Below are 17,212 nucleotides of genomic sequence, written 5' to 3'. Positions count from 1 at the left end.
GAACGGGCCGAAGCCAACAGGCGGGAGAACGCCATGCATGTCAGGAAAACGCTGCTCGCGGTGGCCGCGGGGGTCATTCTCGGTGTCACCGGGACACTGGCCACCAGCGTGGTTGCGGATCGCTCCGGTGCGTCCGTCGACCTGCCGTTGGAGCAGCTGCGCACGTTCAGCGAGGTGTTCTCGCGCATCCGCTCGGATTATGTGGACGAGATCTCCGCGGGTGAACTCATCGAGGACGCCATCCGCGGCATGCTGGAGGGGCTCGACCCGCACTCCAGCTACATGAAGCCCGACGAATTCGAGGAGCTGCAGTCCGGTACCCGCGGCGAGTTCGGTGGTCTGGGACTGGAGGTCGGGCGTGAGGATGGCTTCGTCAAGGTCATCGCCCCCATCGATGACACCCCCGCCCAGCGTGCCGGTATGCAGGCAGGCGACATGATCATCCGCATCGACGGCGAGTCCACCAAGGGCATGAGCCTCAACGACGCCGTGCGCCAGATGCGCGGCGAGCCGGGTACGGAGATCGAACTGACCGTGGTTCGCGAGGGCGAGGACGGCCCCGTGACCGTGACCATCGAGCGGGACATCATCCGGGTGACCAGCGTGCGGGCGCGCATGCTCGAGGACGGCTTCGGTTACGTGCGCATCAGCCAGTTCCAGTCGCGCACCGGGCCACAGCTGCTGGAGGCACTGGATGAACTCAACGGGGAAGGGAAGGCGCCGCTGCAGGGTCTGGTCCTGGACCTGCGCAACAACCCGGGTGGCGTTCTTCAGGCGTCCGTGGCCGTGGCCGACGCGTTCCTGCGCGAGGGCCGCATCGTCTACACGGAAGGCCGTCGTGACCGGGCGATGATGGAGTTCGACGCCACCCCCAACGACGTGCTCGGTGGCGCGCCCATCGTCGTGCTGGTGAACAGCGGCTCGGCCTCCGCTTCCGAGATCGTCGCCGGCGCCCTGCAGGACCACCGGCGCGCCGTGCTCATGGGCGCCAACACCTTCGGCAAGGGCTCGGTGCAGAGTGTGCTGCCGCTCGAGGGCGGATCCGCCGTGAAGCTCACCACCGCGCGTTACTATACGCCGTCGGGCCGTTCCATTGAGGAGGACGGCATTACCCCCGATGTCATTGTTGATGACGGACTGCGCGTCGCCCACGACGACGGCGACGAGGCCGATGAGGCGCTGGAGCAGCAACTCGAGGAAGGCGTCGAGCGCGACCCGGATGAAGACGCCCGCGAGCGTCGCCGCGAGATCGCCCGTGACGACTACGCCATCTACGAGGCGCTCAACCTTCTGAAGGGGCTGACCATTCTCCAGGGGCAGGGAGCCGTGGACTAATGCGGAGGTTGTGGGCCCTTGTGGCGGGCGTCTGCCTGGTGGCCCCCGCCCTGCTGCCGGCCGGGGCGGAGCCCCGGCCGGCAGCCACCATCGTCATTGACGACATGGGCGACCGGCCGCTGGAAGGTCAGCGCGTCGCCGACCTGACGGTCCCCGTGGTCTGCGCATTCCTGCCGCACACGCCCCACGCGCCGCGCCAGGCACGGGCGTGCCACCGTGCCGGCAAGGACGTCATGCTGCACCTGCCCATGGAGGCTCTCAACGGCGGCGAACTGGGTCCCGGCGGGGTGACCCTGGACATGACCCCGGAGCGCTTCCGGGACGTGGTTGAGGAGAACCTCGATGCCATTCCGCACGTGGCGGCGGTGAACAACCACATGGGCAGCCTCCTGACGCAGCACCCGGGGCACATGACCTGGCTCATGGAGATTCTCGCGGAGGCGGGCGGGCTGCTGTTTCTCGACAGCCGCACGTCGCCCGATACCGTCGGCAAGCAGATGGCCCGTGAAGCCGATCTTCCCGCCCTGGAGCGGGATGTCTTTCTGGACCACTACCGCGACCCGGAAGCCATCGACCGGCAGCTCCGGCTGTTGTTACGGCAGGCGCGCCGCGACGGCACCGCCGTGGGTATCGGGCATCCCTACCCGGAGACGCTCGATGTGCTCGAAGAGCGGCTGGAGGAACTCGCCGACGCCTACGGCGTCGAGCTGGTCGGACTGGAGGAGCTCTACGGACGGCGCAATGGCCGGTAGCAAAGGAGGGCAGTAATGAACCCGTCAACCCTGATCGGGATGATCTTCGGCATCGGCCTTCTGGCGGCCGTGCTGCTGTTCGCGGCCGAGGATCCGGTGGCCTACATCAACCTGCCCGGCCTCGGGATCGTCATCGGCGGCACCCTGGCGGCCACGTTCATCAGCTACCCCCTGCGCGAAGTGGTACGGGTGTTCGGGCTGTTGGGCATCGTGTTCCGCAACGAGCGCCTCTACACCCGGGACGACATGGACGAGTTGGTGCAGATGGCGCGCCTGTGGTTTCGCAACGACCTGCGCGCCGTGGAACGCGCCCTGGACCGGGTGCGGAACCCGTTCCTGCGCACCGGTGTGCAGCTCGTGATCGACGGTACCCCCGAGGACGACATTCTGGACCTGCTGCGCTGGCGCATCGCCCGTCTGCGCACCCGCGAGCACGCCGAGGCGCAGATGTTCCGGTCCATTGCCACCTTCGCGCCCGCCTTCGGCATGATCGGCACCCTGGTGGGGCTGATCAACATGCTGTTCGTCCTGGAGACCAGCGACATGACGGTGATCGGCCAGCATATGGCCATTGCCCTGCTGACGACCTTCTACGGCATCCTGCTGGCGAATCTCGTATTCAAGCCCGTTGCCGTGAAGCTCGAGCGCCGGACCGAAGAGCGCCTGATCGCCATGAACATGGTGCTGGAAGGGGTGGCGCTCATCTGCCAGAAACGCAATCCGGCCTTTGTGCGCGAGACGCTGAAGTCGTTCATGGCGGAGTATCAGGACGAGATCCGGGAGGCCCCGGGCCGCGATCCCGCAACGCGGGGAGCCGGGCCCAATGGCTAGTGACCTCGCGGGCGCCCGCCGGGGGCGGACGGGGGCTGCCGGACGATTCCGTCCGGACCTGCTGGAACCCACGGCGCGGGACAGCGACGACGAGACCGGGTGGCTGCTGACTTATCTGGACGTCATGACGCTGCTGCTGGTGCTGTTCATCGTCCTGCTCGCGTTTGCGGACCTGGAGCCGGGGACGCCCCACTCGCCACGGGTGCTGCCGGACTCGCTCATGCTGCCCCTGTCCATGGTTCCCGCTGAGCCGGTCCCGTCGCCGCAACCCGAATCGGCTGAGACTGCGGCGACCGGCACCGACATGACCGCCGAAGGCGTGGAGATCATCGAAGAAGCGGATCGCATCAGCCTGCGCATCCAGGACAACCTGCTCTTCCAATCCGGTCAGGCCAGTCTGACCGACGACGGCCTGGCGGTGCTGGACGGGGTGGTCGAGATCCTGCGGGCGCATGACGGCCCCATTTCCGTGGAAGGCCATACCGACAACGTCCCCATCGCCACCGAGTCGTTCCCCTCCAACTGGGAGCTGTCCACGGCCCGCGCCACCCGCGTGCTGCGGTATCTGGAGGGCGCCGGTGTCGAGGCCTCGCGCATGCGTGCGGTGGGGCGGGCCGACACCGACCCGGTGGCTCCCAACACCAACATCCCCGGGCGTGCGGCGAACCGGCGGGTGGACCTGATCATGCACCAGCGCGAGTTGCCGTGACCGCGCTGCGGCGCATGCCGGAAAATGTGACATGCGCCACTATGTTGCACCGCGACGTGTCGTTACAATGCAACCACTCCTTGGTACGGGAACCTAGGCTGATTGCTGCTACCACAGCTGCCGGGCGCGTGCCTCCGCCGGCTGGTGACGATTTAGGTAGACGATGCATCGACAAGGGCTGCAGATCGGGCTGATGATCGCGGTGCTGGGCGCTGGAAGCGCCGGTGCCGGGGGACTCGTGCCCACGCACGCGTACCAGCAGCAGCCCCTGAACCTCGACCTGCGACTGAGTGCGGACGACTGGCTGCTTCAGGGCCAGCCCGGGACAGAACAGCGGGCGGCTGCGGTCTACTACGGGGCATCAGGCAGCACCAACGGCCTGGCGGCCAAATCCAGCCGCGCCGGCAGCGGGTTCCGGGTCGGCCCCATCGTGCCGGCGTTGTGCGAGGATGATCTCCCCGGGACCAGCGCCGTGGTCGATGCCTACAGCCGCGCCATGGAGTGCGACGACGACCAAATCGGCCTGTCGGTGTCCATCCGCAACTACTGAGCCGCGCGCCGTGCCCGCGGACAGGGTGCGTGCCCATGCCATGCCGCGCACCGTACGCCCCCCGAAGTCAGCCCTCGTCGCGATCCAGCGGCCGGATCAGCCCTTCCTGCACCACCGACGCCACTAGCGCGCCATCGCGGTTGAAAATGTGCCCGCGTGTGAAGCCGCGGGCATTGGAGGCGCTGGGGCTGTCCATGTGATACAGCAGCCAGTCGTCCATGCGAAATGGCCGGTGGAACCACATGGCGTGATCCAGGCTGGCCATCTGCGTCTGTTCCTGAAAGATGGTGCGGCCGTGTGGCAGCAGTGCGGTGCCGAGCAGGCGGAAATCCGACGCGTAGGCCAGCAGCGCACGATGGACGGTATCGTCGTCCGGCAGCGCGCCCTGGGCACGAATCCACGAGTTGCGGAACGGCGCCACCGGCTCCGGGTCCATGGGGTCTTCGGGGTCGATGGGGCGGATCTCGATGGGCCGCGCACGGGTGGATGCCTCCCGGAACTTCTCCGGCAGCCGCTCGCGGTTGCGCTCCATGATCTCCAGCTCGGATTCCACGTCGTCCGGTGCGGGAATGTCCTCCGGCATGTCGAGCTGGTGGTCGTAGCCTTCCTCCTGGATCTGGAACGACACCGACATGTTGAAGATGGGGCGCCCATGCTGAATGGCGACGATCCGGCGCGTGTTGAAGCTGCCGCCGTCACGGGCGCGCTCCACGTCGTAGACGATCGGGGCGTTGGCATCCCCGGCGCGCAGGAAGTAGGCGTGCAGTGAATGGGCAAAGCGGTCCGCGTCCACCGTGCGGCCGGCCGCGACCAGCGCCTGCCCGAGCACCTGACCGCCGAACACGCGCGTGCCAACGATGTGCCGGCTCTCGCCGCGGAACAGGTTGGTTTCCAGTTGCTCCAGATCCAGCAGCCCGACCAGTTTGTCTAGTTGTGCGTTCATGCCTGCCCCCACCGTTGAACCCGGGCGGCCCGGGCCGGTCCGTTACGCGTTCGGATGATTGAAAACGGCCAAGAATACCAGAACTGCGGGGTTCTCACCGCCGTAGCCAGCTCACGCCGAGAATGCCGATACCGGTCGCCCCAAGCCCCCAGCTGAGTGCCGGGACGCCTGCCAGCACGGGGCCGGCGGCAAGCCCGGCCATGGGGACGACCACCGCCGCCGCGAACACCAGGCCTGCGGTCAGCGTGCCGTCACGGCGTGCGCCCAGCCGCCCGAGATCGCTGCGCAGCCGCTCCAGCTCCCGACGCTGTTCGTCCATTTGCCGGCGGGTGTCGTGGGCCGCTTCCAGAGCCTCAAGAATGCGCTGCGGCATGCGCGGCAGCTCCTCGCCCCAGTGCGGCAGTTCGCGCTGGATATTGCGCACCACGGCGCCGATGCCGAGCTGGCTGCGCATCCACTGCTCCATGTGGGGCTTGGCGGTGCGCCACAGGTCCAGTTCCGGGTAGAGTTGGCGCCCCAGCCCCTCGATGTTGAGCAGCGTCTTCTGCAGCAGCACCAGCTGGGGCTGGATCTCCATGTCGAAGCGTCGCCCCGTCTGGAACAGGCGCATCAGCAGAGCACCGAACGAGATCTCCCGCAGCGGCCGCTCGAAGATCGGCTCGCACACCGTGCGCATGGCCGCCTCGAATTCCTCCACGCGCGTCTCCGGAGGCACCCAGCCGGACTCCACGTGCAGCTCCGCCACGCGGCGGTAGTCGCGATTGAAAAAGGCGAGGAAATTCTCGGCCAGATAGCGGTGGTCCACCGGCCCCAGACTGCCGACGATGCCGAAGTCCACGGCGATGTAGCGCGGGTCGTCCGGGTTCGTCGGATCCACGAAGATGTTGCCGGGGTGCATGTCGGCGTGGAAGAAGCTGTCGCGGAACACCTGGGTGAAGAAGATCTCCACGCCTTTCTCGGCCAGGCGGCGCATGTTGACGTCGTGCGCGCGCAGGGTCTCGACGTGATTCACCGGAATGCCGGCGATGCGCTCCATCACCATCACTTGGGCGGTGGTGAGGTGGAAGTGAACGCCGGGGACGTAGAGCAGGCTGGAATCCTGGAAATTGCGCCGCAGCTGCGAGGCGTTGGCGGCCTCGCGCATCAGGTCCAGCTCGTCCAGGAGGGTTTTCTCGAACTCCGAGACCACCTCCCGCGGACGCAGACGCCGGCCGTGACTCCAGTAGCGCTGGGTCAGGCCGGCGAAGGTGTACATGAGGTCGAGATCGCGGCGGATCACCGGCTCGATGTCCGGGCGCACCACCTTGACCACCACCTCCTGGCCATCCAGCAGCCGGGCGCCGTGGACCTGGGCGATGGATGCCGATGCGATGGGCGTGTCGTCGAAGCGCGCGAATACCGTGTCGATGGGCGCGCCGTAGGAGCGCTCGATGATGCGGCGGGCGTCGGCGGCGGGGAACGGCGGTACTCGGTCCTGCAGCCGCGCCAGTTCTTCAGCGATGTCCGGAGGCAGCAGGTCCCGTCGGGTGGAGAGGATCTGACCGAACTTAACGAAGATGGGCCCCAGTTCCTCCAGGGCGAGCCGGATGCGCTCGCCGTGACTCCCCCGCGACCGGCGAACCCAGTTCCAGGGCATGATGTAGAGGGTCCATCGCAGCGGCCGCATCACCCGCGTGGCGAGAATCACGTCGTCGAGACCGTGCTTCACCAGCACCCAGTTGATGTGGGCGAGGCGCAGGAGTCGCCGGATCATTCCGCCGGCCTCCGTTGCCGTTCCAGATGCTTGATGCGGGCTTCCAGCCGGTCGGCGTCCGCCCGCAGGCGGTCCACGTCGTCCAGAAAGGCCTCCACTTCCGGGCGAGCGGGAAGCTGGCGCTGTTCCTCGGTCAGGTACTCCGCCACGCCGCTGCCCGCGGCCTCGGCGCCGTGCCGGAACCAGTCGTTCACACCGCGCACGGCGCGGCCGATCTGGTGTGCCGCCACGTCGCCGAGGTGGTCGGCAAGGGCTTCTTCCCAGTCCACGTCCAGCTCACGGAAAAAGCGTCGCGCCTGCTGGGCCACTGCCGGATCACCCTCGAACCGCAGCCGGCCGCCGGCCGCATCCGGGTCGCGCGCCATGGCCAGCAGGTCACCGGCGGTGCCGGTGACGACCACGTCCGCCGCCTCGTCGGCCGCCTCGGCTAGAGTCAGACCCTCGCTGGTGAACGTGACCGTCACGGTCATCTCGGGGGCCGTGAGCTGCAGACGGAGGCGGCGCTCCAGCAGCGGGGTCAGCCGTCCCTGGAGCTCCGGGTCCATGTGCAGAATCCGGTTGACGATGTGGCTGGCGGGGCCCAGCAGCAGACCGAGAGATGCCATGCTCAACCTCCCGCGTGACTCAGTACCGGTAGCCCCGGTGAATGGCAACGATGCCACCGCTGAGATTGGTGTAGTCGCAGTCCTCGAGGCCGGCCTCGAGCATCATGTCCCGCAGGGTCGCCTGATCCGGGTGCATGCGGATGGATTCCGCCAGGTAGCGGTAGCTGTCCGCATCCCCGGCGACGGCCTGTCCCATGCGCGGCAGCACCTGGAACGAGTAGGCGTCGTACAGCGGGCGCAGCGGCTTGATGTAGAGCTGCGAGAACTCGAGGATCAGGGCGAAGCCCCCGGGGCGCAGCACGCGGCGCATCTCCGCGAGCGCGCGGGGCTTGTCGGTGACGTTGCGCAGGCCGAAGGCGATGGTGATGCGGTCGAAGCTCGCTGCCGGGAAGGGCAGCGCTTCCGCGTTCACCAGGGCGTAATCGATGCCGCTGACCAGGCCGGAGTCGATCATCCGGGAGCGCCCTTCGGCGAGCATGGCGTCGTTGATGTCGGTCACCACCACCTGGCCGCCCGGGGCAACCTTCGGCGCCATGAGCCGGGTCAGATCGCCGGTGCCCGCGGCCAGATCCAGGATCTGCTGTCCGGGGCGCAGACGCGCCATGGCGATGGTCTGGCGCTTCCAAAGCCGGTGCAGGCCGGCGGACATGAGGTCGTTCATCATGTCGTAGCGGCTGGCTACGGAGCTGAACACCTCACCCACGCGCCGGGCCTTGTCCCCGCGCGGGACGCGCTGGTAGCCGAAGTCGATGGTGTCGTCATCGCGGGCGTTGCTGGTCACGGGTGGAACCCCTGTGTCATGGCGGCAAATGGTCGGTGCCAACGGTACCACCACCGCGGCCGGCGGAGTACCCTAACCGCGGCGCTTGTAGCCCGCCGCGGCCAGCGCGTCCAGGTACTTTGCCCAGTAGCTCTCCTGGTTGGCGCCCAGTTCGTAGAGATACTCCCAGGTGTACAGACCGGTGTGGTGGCCGTCGTCGAAATAGAGCCGCACGGCGTAATTCCCGGTGGGCTCGATGCGCGTGATGTTGACGTCTTCCTTGTTCACCTGCAGGACTTCCTGGCCCGGCCCGTGCCCCTTCACCTCGGCAGAGGGTGAGTGGACCCGCAGGTACTCGCACGGCAGCTCGAAGCGGCTGCCGTCGTCGAAGGAGACCTCGAGCACTTTCGAGGCCTGGTGCAGTTGCAGTTCGGTCGGGTTTGCCATGACCACCTCGATTCAGAAAACAGGCGCCGACGCCTGCCGGCGAGCGTAGGTGCCCGTGTAGGGTGGACCTTCAGGTCCACCCTACGGTCCCTTACAGGATGTAGCGGCTGAGATCCTCGTCGCGGGCCAGTTCCTGCAGGTGCTCGTCCACGTAGGCCGCATCCACGGTAATGGTCTGGTTGCTGCGATCCGGCGCCTGATACGACACCTCCTCCAGCAGCCGTTCCATGACCGTATGCAGCCGGCGGGCGCCGATGTTCTCGGTACGCTCGTTCACCTCCGAGGCTACCTGCGCGATGCGGTTGATGCCGTCCTCGGTGAACACCAGCTCGCAGTCCTCCGTGCCGATCAGCGCCGTGTACTGTTCGGTGAGCGAGGCGCTGGGTTCGGTGAGGATGCGCACAAAGTCCTCGGCCTGCAGCGCGTCCAGCTCCACGCGAATGGGCAGGCGCCCCTGCAGTTCCGGAATCAGGTCGGACGGCTTCGACAGATGGAACGCGCCGGAGGCGATGAACAGGATGTGGTCCGTGCGCACCATGCCGTGCTTCGTGGACACGGTGCTGCCTTCCACCAGCGGCAGCAGGTCGCGCTGCACGCCTTCGCGGGAGACCTCGCCGCCGTGGCCCCCTTCGTTACCTTTGGCGACCTTGTCCAGCTCGTCCAGGAAAACGATGCCGTTCTGCTCGACCCGGTCCACGGCGGTGAGCTTGATCTCTTCCTCGTTGACCAGCTTGGCGGCTTCCTCTTCCTGGAGCACCTTGCGCGCATCGCGGATCTTCATGGTGCGCTTCTGGGAGCGCTGACCGCCCATGTTCTGGAACATGCTCTGCAGCTGGTTGGTCATCTCTTCCATGCCGGGCGGCGCCATGATCTCCACCCCCGGCGAGTGGGCTGCCACGTCGATCTCCACTTCGCGGTCGTCCAGATCACCGAAGCGCAGCTTGTTGCGGAACTTGGTGCGGGTCGCCTCGCTGTGGTCGTCGGCGTCACTGCTGTGGGTGCTGGCGCGCGGCAGGAGGATGTCCAGCAGCCGCTCCTCGGCGGCCTCCTCGGCCCGGTACTGGACCTTCTCCATCTCCTCTTCGCGGGTCATCTTGATGGCGATATCCACCAGATCACGGACGATGGACTCCACGTCCCGGCCCACGTAGCCCACTTCGGTGAACTTGGTGGCTTCCACCTTGACGAACGGCGCCCGCGCCAGCTTGGCGAGACGGCGGGCGATCTCCGTCTTGCCCACGCCCGTCGGGCCGATCATGAGGATGTTCTTCGGCGTGACCTCGGCGCGCAGGGTCTCGTCGAGCTGCATGCGGCGCCAGCGGTTGCGCAGGGCCACGGCTACGGCGCGCTTGGCATTGGCCTGGCCGATGATGTGGCGGTCCAGTTCCTGGACGATCTCACGGGGTGTCATCTCTGACATGGCTGTTCACGCCTCCACGGTGGGCTTGCTGCCGGGCAGCTCTTCAATGGTCAGATACTGGTTGGTATAGACGCAGATATCCGCGGCGATGTTCAGTGCCTTCTCGGTGATCTCGCGGGCGCTGAGGTCGGTGTTGTCCATGAGCGCCGTGGCTGCCGACTGGGCGTAGGGTCCACCGGAGCCGATGCTGATCAGGTCCCGCTCCGGCTCGATGACATCGCCGTTGCCGGAGATCATCAGGGTGAGCTCCTTGTTGGCAACTACGAGCAGCGCCTCCAGCCGGCGCAGGGCGCGATCCGAGCGCCAGTCCTTGGCCAGCTCTACCGCGGACCGGGCCAGGTTGCCGCGGTGCTTCTCCAGCTGCCCCTCGAAGCGCTCGAACAGGGTGAAGGCGTCGGCAGTGCCGCCGGCGAATCCGGCGATGACTTCGTTGTGGTAGAGCCGCCGCACCTTGCGTGCGTTGCCTTTCATGACGGTATCGCCCAGGGAGACCTGACCGTCCCCGCCCAGGGCGACGCGGCCGTTGCGGCGCACCGCCAGGATGGTTGTACCTCTGAACTGTTCCACGTGACTGCTCCGCTGTTCGTGGATGGAAAGCCTGCCATTGTAGAGCGCAGACGTGTCGTTGGTCACCGTGGACAGGTGATGGGGGGTAGCGCCGCGGTTTTAAAGGGGGTGTCGACGGGGGTCAGCCGCTGGCGTCATCGCTGCGCTTGCGGGCGCGCGGGTGCGCAGCGTCGTAGACCCGGGCCAGGTGCTGGAAATCCAGATGGGTGTAGACCTGCGTCGTGCCGATGCTGGCGTGGCCCAGGAGCTCCTGTACGGCCCGCAGGTCACCGCTGGACTCAAGCAGGTGGCTGGCGAAGGAGTGCCGCAGCATGTGCGGGTGCACCGGCTGGCCGAGTACCCGTGCGGCCAGCTGGGTCAGCCTGTTCTCGATGCTGCGCCGGGACAGCCGTCCGCCCCGCTGGCTGACAAACAGGGCCTGCTCGTCCACGGATGCGAGCTGCCCGCGCACGCCGAGCCACTGCTCGAGACGCGACAGCGCCCGCCGGCCTACCGGCAGGATCCGCGCCCGGGATCCTTTGCCGAGGACCTGCACGGCGCCGTCCTGCAAGTCCACGCCGTCCAGGTCGAGGCCGGCCGCCTCGGCCAGGCGCAGCCCGCTGGAGTACAGCAGCTCGAACAGCGCCAGGTCCCGGAGCAGCAGCGGGTCGTCGCCCGGGGCCAAGCCGTCCAGAAGGCGTGCCACGGCGTCGGCGTCGAGAGTGCGGGGCAGGCGTTTGCCGCTTTTCGGCGCCGGGATGTCCGCCGCCGGATCGTTCTCCATCAGCCCCTCTCGCACCAGAAAGCGGAAGAAGGTCCGCAGCGCGGCGAGCCGCCGCTGCAGGGAGCGCCCGGAGAGTCCGCCGCGATGGCCGTCGGCCACGAACTGGCGGATGTGGCTGGCGTGCAGTTGCTGCCAGTGCTCGATGGCGTGCCGGTCGCACCAGGTCACCAGCGCGTCCAGATCGCGGCGGTAGTGCTGGCGGGTGAGCGCCGCCAGCCGGCGTTCATGGCCCAGGTGGCTGTCGAAGCGGTCCAGACAGGCCTGTGCCGCCGGGGTCATGCCGTGCCGCTGGTGCGATAGGGGCGCAGGGCGCGGCCGGCGAGCTGGCCGAGCTGGCGCAGGAAAACGGTGCCCTGACTGGGATTGAAACGGTCCGGCTCGAAGCTGCCCACGGCAAGAATCCCGGAGACGTGGTGATTGTCGCTGATGGGCACGATGGCAGCGGAGCCCAGCCGGTCGGCGGCGTCGCCGAACAGCAGCGCTGCCTGTGCAGGGTCGAGACGGCCCAGGCGTGGCTTCGCTGCCTTGATGAAATCGCCGAACACGGCCTGATCATCAGGAGAGAGTACGTCCTGGCCACCGGCTTCCCCCTGGGTCGGCAGCAGTGCGATGGCCACGAGGTCGGATTGGAACTGATGCCGGAGTCCGTCCTTGAGGGTCTGCAGCAGGCCGTCTAGGTCCTGGCTGTCCATGAGCTCCAGGGTCAGGCGGTGGAGCTGATCGGCCAGGCGGTCGTTGTCCCGGGCAACTTGCAGCAGGTCATCGAGGCGCCGTTTGAGCTGTTTGTTCTCGTCGCGAAGCCGAGCGACCTGATAGGTGATCAGCGAGGTCGCGTCGCCGCACTCGTGGGGGATCCGCAGGCGCGTGACAAGCGCCGGGTGGCGCGCAAAGAAGTCGGGATTCTCTTCCAGGTACGCGGAGACCGCTTCCTCCGGAAGCGTGTCATCCAGTCCCGCGCTGTTCTGGCTGGTCATCCGCCATCCTCCCGTGAGGTGCCCGGGGCGTGTCCGGGCGAAAAATCAGTGAATACAGGCCAGTTTATCGGACCTGGGCCGGGGCGTCATCGTCGGGGGACAGGGCGATGCGGCCATGGAACACGGTGGTGGCCGGGCCGGTCATCCATACAGGCTCCCCCTCGCCCGCCCACCGGATCGCCAGGCGGCCGCCGGGCAGATCCACGGCGACGGTTTCCCCGAGCAGCCCCTGGAGCCGGCCGGCGACCACCGCCGCGCAGGCGCCGGTGCCGCAGGCGAGGGTCTCCCCGGCGCCGCGCTCGTAGACCCGCAGGCGCACATGGCCCTGATCGACCACCTGCATGAAACCGGCGTTGACGCGGGCCGGAAAGGCGCCGTGGCGTTCGACGGCCGGGCCGACGCGTTCCACCGGGGCGGTATCCACATCCGGGACCACGGCGACCGCATGGGGGTTGCCCATGGAGACCGCACCGATGGTCAGGGTGTCCCCGTTCAAGTCCAGTTCGTAGGTGGTGGCGCGGGGGCTGGCGGTAAACGGAATCGCGGCCGGTTCCAGGCGCGGCGGTCCCATGTTGACGGTCACCTGCCCGTCGGCCTCGATGGTGATCTCCGTCGGCCCGCCCAGGGTCTCGATGGTGAGCCGGTCACGCTGCGTCAGGCCTTCGTCCAGCAGAAAGCGCGCGAGGCAGCGCACGCCGTTACCGCACTGCTCCACTTCGCCGCCATCGGCGTTGAAGATGCGGTAGCGGAAGTCCATGCCCGGTTGTGTTGCCGGGGCCGCCAGCAGCACCTGGTCGCAGCCCACGCCGAAACGGCGGTCCGCGATCCGGCGCATGTCGTCGGCGGACAGTGCCACCTCCTGGCGGATGGCGTCGACGACGACGAAGTCGTTACCCAGGCCGTGCATCTTGGTGAATCGCAGCGTCATGGCAGCAGCCGCTCCGGCGCCAGCTGGTCCTCGACCGTCTCCCGTCGGCGCACCAGGTGCACCGCGTCGCCGTCCACCATCAGCTCCGGCGGGCGGTTGCGGGTGTTGTAGTTGGAGCTCATGACGAAACCGTACGCCCCGGCGGAGTGCACGGCCAGCAGGTCATCCTGCGCCAGGGCCAGCACCCGGTCCTTGCCCAGGAAATCGCCGGTCTCGCAGACCGGGCCGACGATGTCGTAGGCCACGGGCTGGTCGCTGTCCCGGGGCTGTACCGGCACGATTGACTGCCACGCGTCGTAAAGCGCCGGACGCAGCAGGTCATTCATGGCGGCATCGACGATGGCGAAGTTGCGATCCGGTGTCGGCTTGAGGTACTCGACGCGGGTCAGCATTACGCCGGCATTGGCCGCGATGGAGCGCCCCGGTTCCAGGTACACCGCCAGCGCCCGCCCGGCCAGCCGCGTCAGCAGGGCGTCGGCATAGGTGGCCGGATCGGGGGGCGTCTCGTCCCGGTAACACACGCCCAGACCGCCACCGATGTCAATGTGCTCCAGCGTCAGGCCGGCGTCTGCAAGCCGGTCGATCAGTGCCAGCACCCGTTCCAGGGCGTCCTCGAACGGCGCCGTGCGCGTGAGCTGCGAACCGATGTGGAAATCCACACCCACGAACTGCAGGTGCGGGAAGTCGGCGTGGCGGCGGTAGAGCGCCTCCGCGGTGGCGATGGTGATGCCGAACTTGTTCTCCTTCAGCCCGGTGGAGATGTACGGGTGGGTTTCCGCATCCACGTCCGGGTTGACGCGCAGTGAGACCCGCGCGCGTCGATCAAGCCGCCCGGCCACGTGATTGAGCCGTTCCAGTTCCGGTTCCGACTCCACGTTGAAGCAGCCCACCCCGGCGTTCAGGGCCTGAGCCATTTCGTAGCGGCTCTTGCCCACCCCGGAGAACACCACGCGAGCGGGGTCGGCGCCCGCGGCCAGCACCCGGTCCAGCTCGCCACCGGAGACGATGTCGAAGCCCGATCCCAGGCGCGCCAGCACGTCCAGCACGGCCAGGTTGCTGTTCGCCTTGACGGCGTAGCAGACCTGGTGGGGAACGGCGGCGAAGGCGTCGTCGTAGGCATGCCAGGCTGTCTCCAGCGCGGCGCGTGAGTACACGTACGCCGGCGTGCCGTGTTCGGCGGCGATACGGTCAAGGGGCACGTCCTCGGCGTGTAGCGTGCCGTTGCGGTAGGTAAAGGGCGTCATGCGGGCTCCTGGGGGCCGTGCGGGGCGGTCACCGGCGTGGCATCCATGGCGGTGTCGTCATCGTCGTCGGGCAGATGCAGATCACCCTTCTGCCCGCAGGCCGCCAGCAGCATGGCGAGGGCAAGCGCGCCAGTCAGTCGGTACATGGTGTGCCACCTCCGGCAATCAAACCCCACAGTATAAAGGGCACGCACGCCTTCTGCAGTCGCAGCGCCAGTAGCGCCGTTGCAGGTGGTCCGGGTAGCATGCGGCACCATGTGATTCACCACCAAGGAGACAACCATGAGCGACGAGCTGCTGGAGTGCGTCGAGACCGGCGCCCGGGACAACGCGACCGCCAGCGTGATCTGGCTGCACGGCCTGGGAGCCGACGGCCACGATTTTGAACCCATCGTGCCGGAGCTGCGCCTGCCGGCCGGGCTGCCCGTGCGCTTCGTCTTCCCCCACGCGCCGGTGCGGCCCGTCACCCTGAACGGCGGCATGTCCATGCGTGCTTGGTACGACATCATCGCCCTGGGCGGCAACGCGCAGCAGGACGCCGACGGCATCCGCGACTCGGAGCAGAAGGTGCACGCGCTGATCCGCCGCGAGAACGAGCGCGGCATTCCCAGCGAGCGGATCGTCCTGGCCGGTTTCTCCCAGGGCGGCGCCATTGCGCTGCATACCGGTGTGCGCTACCCGGAACGGCTCGCCGGAATCATGGGACTCTCCACCTACCTGCCGCTGTCCGAAACGGTGGAGGCGGAGCGCAGCGACGCCAACGCCGGCACGCCGGTTCTCATGGCCCACGGCACTGAAGACCCGGTGCTGCCGGTGCAGATGGGCGCAAACTCCCGGGCCCAGCTGGATGGCATGGGCTACAGCGTCGAGTGGCACGACTACCCCATGCAGCACCAGGTGTGCCTGGAAGAGATCCAGGCGATCAGTGCCTGGTTGCAGCGGGTGTTGGGGTAGTCGTTCGCGTCGGGTGGATGTCTGCATCCACCTTCTGTGCCGCACATGTGGTGGACCTGAAGGTCCACCCTACGGCTGCCCCGGCGACGCTGCCTGCCGAACCGGCGAAATCCGGCGCAGGGTGGACGTTTACGTCCATCATCAGGCGCCGTCTGGCGGTCACTCGCCCCGGTCGAGCCGCTCCCGCGCCTTGCGGATCTGCGCCCGCACCTGGGCCGGCGCCGTGCCGCCGATGTGGTCCCGGGCGGCCAGCGAGCCCTCCAGGGTGAGGACCTCGTAGACATCCTCGCCGATGGTGTCGGAGAACCCCTGCAGCGTGGCCAGGTCCATGTCGGCCAGGTCGACGCCGTGTTCCACGCCGTGGCGCACGGCGGCACCCACGATGGCGTGGGCGTCGCGGAACGGGACGCCCTTACGCACCAGATAGTCGGCCAGATCCGTGGCGGTGGAGAAGCCCTTCTTGGCCGCGGCGAACATGTTGTCCCGCTTCGGCGCCATGGCCGGCACCATGTCGGCGAAGGCGCGCAGCACGTCCAGCACCGTGTCCACGGTGTCGAACAGCGGTTCCTTGTCTTCCTGGTTGTCCCGGTTGTAGGCCAGCGGTTGGGATTTCATCAGCGTCAGCAGCCCCACCAGGTGGCCGTTCACCCGCGCGGTCTTGCCGCGCACGATCTCGGCCACGTCCGGATTCTTCTTCTGCGGCATGATGCTCGAGCCGGTGCAGAAGCGGTCCGGCAGGTCGACGAAGTCGAACATGGGCGAGGTCCAGAGGATCATCTCCTCGGCCATGCGCGAGGTGTGGGTCAGTAGTATGGCCGCCGCTGCCGTGAACTCCATGGCGAAGTCGCGATCCGACACCGAGTCCAGGGAGTTGTCACTGGGGCGGTCGAAACCCAGCTCGGCGCAGGTCATGGTGCGGTCGATGGGGTAGCTGGTGCCCGCCAGCGCTGCCGAGCCCAGCGGCATGACGTTCAGCCGCCGCTGGCAGTCCTGCATGCGCTCCTGATCCCGCACCAGCATCTCGTACCAGGCCAGCATGTGGTGGCCGAAACTGAGCGGCTGTGCCACCTGCAGGTGGGTGAAGCCGGGGATGATGGTGTCCGCCTCCCGGTCCGCCAGCTCCACCAGCCCCCGCTGGAAACGCAGCAGCTCGGCGGTAATGGCGCCGATGGCCTCGCGCAGGTAGAGCCGCACGTCCGTGGCGATCTGGTCATTGCGCGAGCGCCCCGTATGCAGCTTCTTGCCGGCATCGCCGATGCGATCCGTGAGCCGCTTCTCGATGTTCATGTGCACGTCTTCCAGCGCCGGCGACCACTCGAACGCGCCTGCTTCGATCTCCTGTTCGATTGCGGCAAGCCCCTCCAGGATGCTGTCGCGCTCCGCCTCCGTGAGCACCCCTGCGGCGGCGAGCATGCGCGCATGGGCCATGGAGCCACGGATGTCCTGACGGTACAGTCGACGATCGAAGTGCTCGGAGGCGGTGAACGCCTCGACGAACTGATCGGTTGCCTCCGTGAACCGGCCGGTCCACAGTTGCTGGCTGGTGTCCTTGTCGGTCATGGGGGCCTCTTGCTGGGACGTGTGGCGCGGATTATACCAGTGCCGGCGGCTTGCCGCGCGGGCGCCCCGTCACCAGACTGGAGTGGCACTGATTGCAGGCCATCCGGCGCCGTGGCG

Annotated in this window: 19 protein-coding genes; 6 read left to right on the top strand and 13 right to left on the bottom strand. The window is 67.7% G+C overall.

What is annotated here, in order from left to right; translation table 11 throughout:
* Positions 1–33: 33 nt before the first annotated feature.
* The 5 genes from ACNSTU_RS08420 to ACNSTU_RS08400 all read left to right on the top strand — a co-directional run bounded on the left by ACNSTU_RS08420 (position 34) and on the right by ACNSTU_RS08400 (position 4,177).
* Entirely contained in the window at positions 34–1,335 is a 1,302-nt protein-coding gene (locus tag ACNSTU_RS08420; RefSeq protein WP_290632598.1) for a S41 family peptidase, read from the top strand.
* Positions 1,335–2,087, top strand: a complete 753-nt coding sequence (locus tag ACNSTU_RS08415) for a divergent polysaccharide deacetylase family protein (protein ID WP_418212256.1) — start codon at positions 1,335–1,337, stop codon at positions 2,085–2,087. The genes ACNSTU_RS08420 and ACNSTU_RS08415 overlap by 1 nt, the downstream gene beginning before the upstream one ends.
* Positions 2,088–2,102: 15 nt before the next feature.
* Positions 2,103–2,918: a motility protein A gene (locus tag ACNSTU_RS08410; protein ID WP_290633665.1), complete on the top strand. Its 816-nt coding sequence runs from the start codon at positions 2,103–2,105 to the stop codon at positions 2,916–2,918.
* Complete coding sequence (locus tag ACNSTU_RS08405; RefSeq protein WP_290633664.1) at positions 2,911–3,627, top strand: OmpA/MotB family protein; 717 nt, start codon at positions 2,911–2,913, stop codon at positions 3,625–3,627. The genes ACNSTU_RS08410 and ACNSTU_RS08405 overlap by 8 nt, the downstream gene beginning before the upstream one ends.
* Before the next feature lie 163 nt (positions 3,628–3,790).
* Positions 3,791–4,177 (top strand): hypothetical protein, encoded by a 387-nt coding sequence (locus ACNSTU_RS08400; protein ID WP_290633663.1) that lies wholly within the window; start codon positions 3,791–3,793, stop codon positions 4,175–4,177.
* Between the two features lie 67 nt (positions 4,178–4,244).
* Here the strand turns inward: ACNSTU_RS08400 and tesB are convergent, their stop codons facing one another.
* The 12 genes from tesB to lptM all read right to left on the bottom strand — a co-directional run bounded on the left by tesB (position 4,245) and on the right by lptM (position 14,727).
* Positions 4,245–5,120: an acyl-CoA thioesterase II gene (tesB, locus tag ACNSTU_RS08395; RefSeq protein WP_290633662.1), complete on the bottom strand. Its 876-nt coding sequence runs from the start codon at positions 5,118–5,120 to the stop codon at positions 4,245–4,247.
* 94 nt (positions 5,121–5,214) lie between these two features.
* Entirely contained in the window at positions 5,215–6,873 is a 1,659-nt protein-coding gene (ubiB, locus tag ACNSTU_RS08390; protein WP_290633661.1) for a ubiquinone biosynthesis regulatory protein kinase UbiB, read from the bottom strand.
* On the bottom strand, positions 6,870–7,478 hold the full coding sequence (locus ACNSTU_RS08385) for a ubiquinone biosynthesis accessory factor UbiJ (protein WP_290633660.1): 609 nt from the start codon (positions 7,476–7,478) through the stop codon (positions 6,870–6,872). Before ACNSTU_RS08385 ends, ubiB begins: the two co-directional genes overlap by 4 nt.
* A gap of 19 nt (positions 7,479–7,497) precedes the next feature.
* Entirely contained in the window at positions 7,498–8,259 is a 762-nt protein-coding gene (locus tag ACNSTU_RS08380) for a class I SAM-dependent methyltransferase (RefSeq protein WP_290637374.1), read from the bottom strand.
* A 72-nt stretch (positions 8,260–8,331) separates the two neighbouring features.
* Positions 8,332–8,685, bottom strand: coding sequence for a DUF971 domain-containing protein (locus ACNSTU_RS08375; protein WP_290633658.1), 354 nt, complete (start codon positions 8,683–8,685; stop codon positions 8,332–8,334).
* A 91-nt stretch (positions 8,686–8,776) separates the two neighbouring features.
* Positions 8,777–10,105: an ATP-dependent protease ATPase subunit HslU gene (gene hslU / locus ACNSTU_RS08370; RefSeq protein ID WP_290633657.1), complete on the bottom strand. Its 1,329-nt coding sequence runs from the start codon at positions 10,103–10,105 to the stop codon at positions 8,777–8,779.
* Between the two features lie 6 nt (positions 10,106–10,111).
* Positions 10,112–10,672: an ATP-dependent protease subunit HslV gene (gene hslV, locus ACNSTU_RS08365; RefSeq protein WP_290633656.1), complete on the bottom strand. Its 561-nt coding sequence runs from the start codon at positions 10,670–10,672 to the stop codon at positions 10,112–10,114.
* Positions 10,673–10,793: 121 nt separating this feature from the next.
* The gene (gene xerC, locus ACNSTU_RS08360; RefSeq protein ID WP_290633655.1) at positions 10,794–11,714 is read right to left on the bottom strand and encodes a tyrosine recombinase XerC; all 921 of its coding nucleotides are present in this window, start codon (positions 11,712–11,714) and stop codon (positions 10,794–10,796) included.
* The gene (locus ACNSTU_RS08355) at positions 11,711–12,409 is read right to left on the bottom strand and encodes a DUF484 family protein (RefSeq protein ID WP_290633653.1); all 699 of its coding nucleotides are present in this window, start codon (positions 12,407–12,409) and stop codon (positions 11,711–11,713) included. The genes xerC and ACNSTU_RS08355 overlap by 4 nt, the downstream gene beginning before the upstream one ends.
* A 64-nt stretch (positions 12,410–12,473) precedes the next feature.
* Complete coding sequence (gene dapF / locus ACNSTU_RS08350) at positions 12,474–13,337, bottom strand: diaminopimelate epimerase (protein WP_290633651.1); 864 nt, start codon at positions 13,335–13,337, stop codon at positions 12,474–12,476.
* Positions 13,334–14,581 (bottom strand): diaminopimelate decarboxylase, encoded by a 1,248-nt coding sequence (gene lysA, locus ACNSTU_RS08345; RefSeq protein WP_290633649.1) that lies wholly within the window; start codon positions 14,579–14,581, stop codon positions 13,334–13,336. The genes dapF and lysA overlap by 4 nt, the downstream gene beginning before the upstream one ends.
* The gene (gene lptM, locus ACNSTU_RS08340) at positions 14,578–14,727 is read right to left on the bottom strand and encodes an LPS translocon maturation chaperone LptM (RefSeq protein ID WP_290633647.1); all 150 of its coding nucleotides are present in this window, start codon (positions 14,725–14,727) and stop codon (positions 14,578–14,580) included. The genes lysA and lptM overlap by 4 nt, the downstream gene beginning before the upstream one ends.
* A 136-nt stretch (positions 14,728–14,863) precedes the next feature.
* On the opposite strand from lptM, the gene ACNSTU_RS08335 reads away from it, so the two are divergent.
* On the top strand, positions 14,864–15,535 hold the full coding sequence (locus ACNSTU_RS08335; protein WP_290633645.1) for an alpha/beta hydrolase: 672 nt from the start codon (positions 14,864–14,866) through the stop codon (positions 15,533–15,535).
* 159 nt (positions 15,536–15,694) lie between these two features.
* Here ACNSTU_RS08335 and argH read toward each other — a convergent pair whose 3' ends face one another.
* Positions 15,695–17,095: an argininosuccinate lyase gene (argH, locus tag ACNSTU_RS08330; RefSeq protein WP_290633643.1), complete on the bottom strand. Its 1,401-nt coding sequence runs from the start codon at positions 17,093–17,095 to the stop codon at positions 15,695–15,697.
* Positions 17,096–17,212: the final 117 nt, after the last annotated feature.

This window comes from Aquisalimonas sp. APHAB1-3 (assembly GCF_048323695.1).
In the GTDB taxonomy this organism is placed as follows: Bacteria; Pseudomonadota; Gammaproteobacteria; order Nitrococcales; family Aquisalimonadaceae; genus Aquisalimonas.
This window is presented reverse-complemented; position numbering and strand designations above follow the sequence as displayed.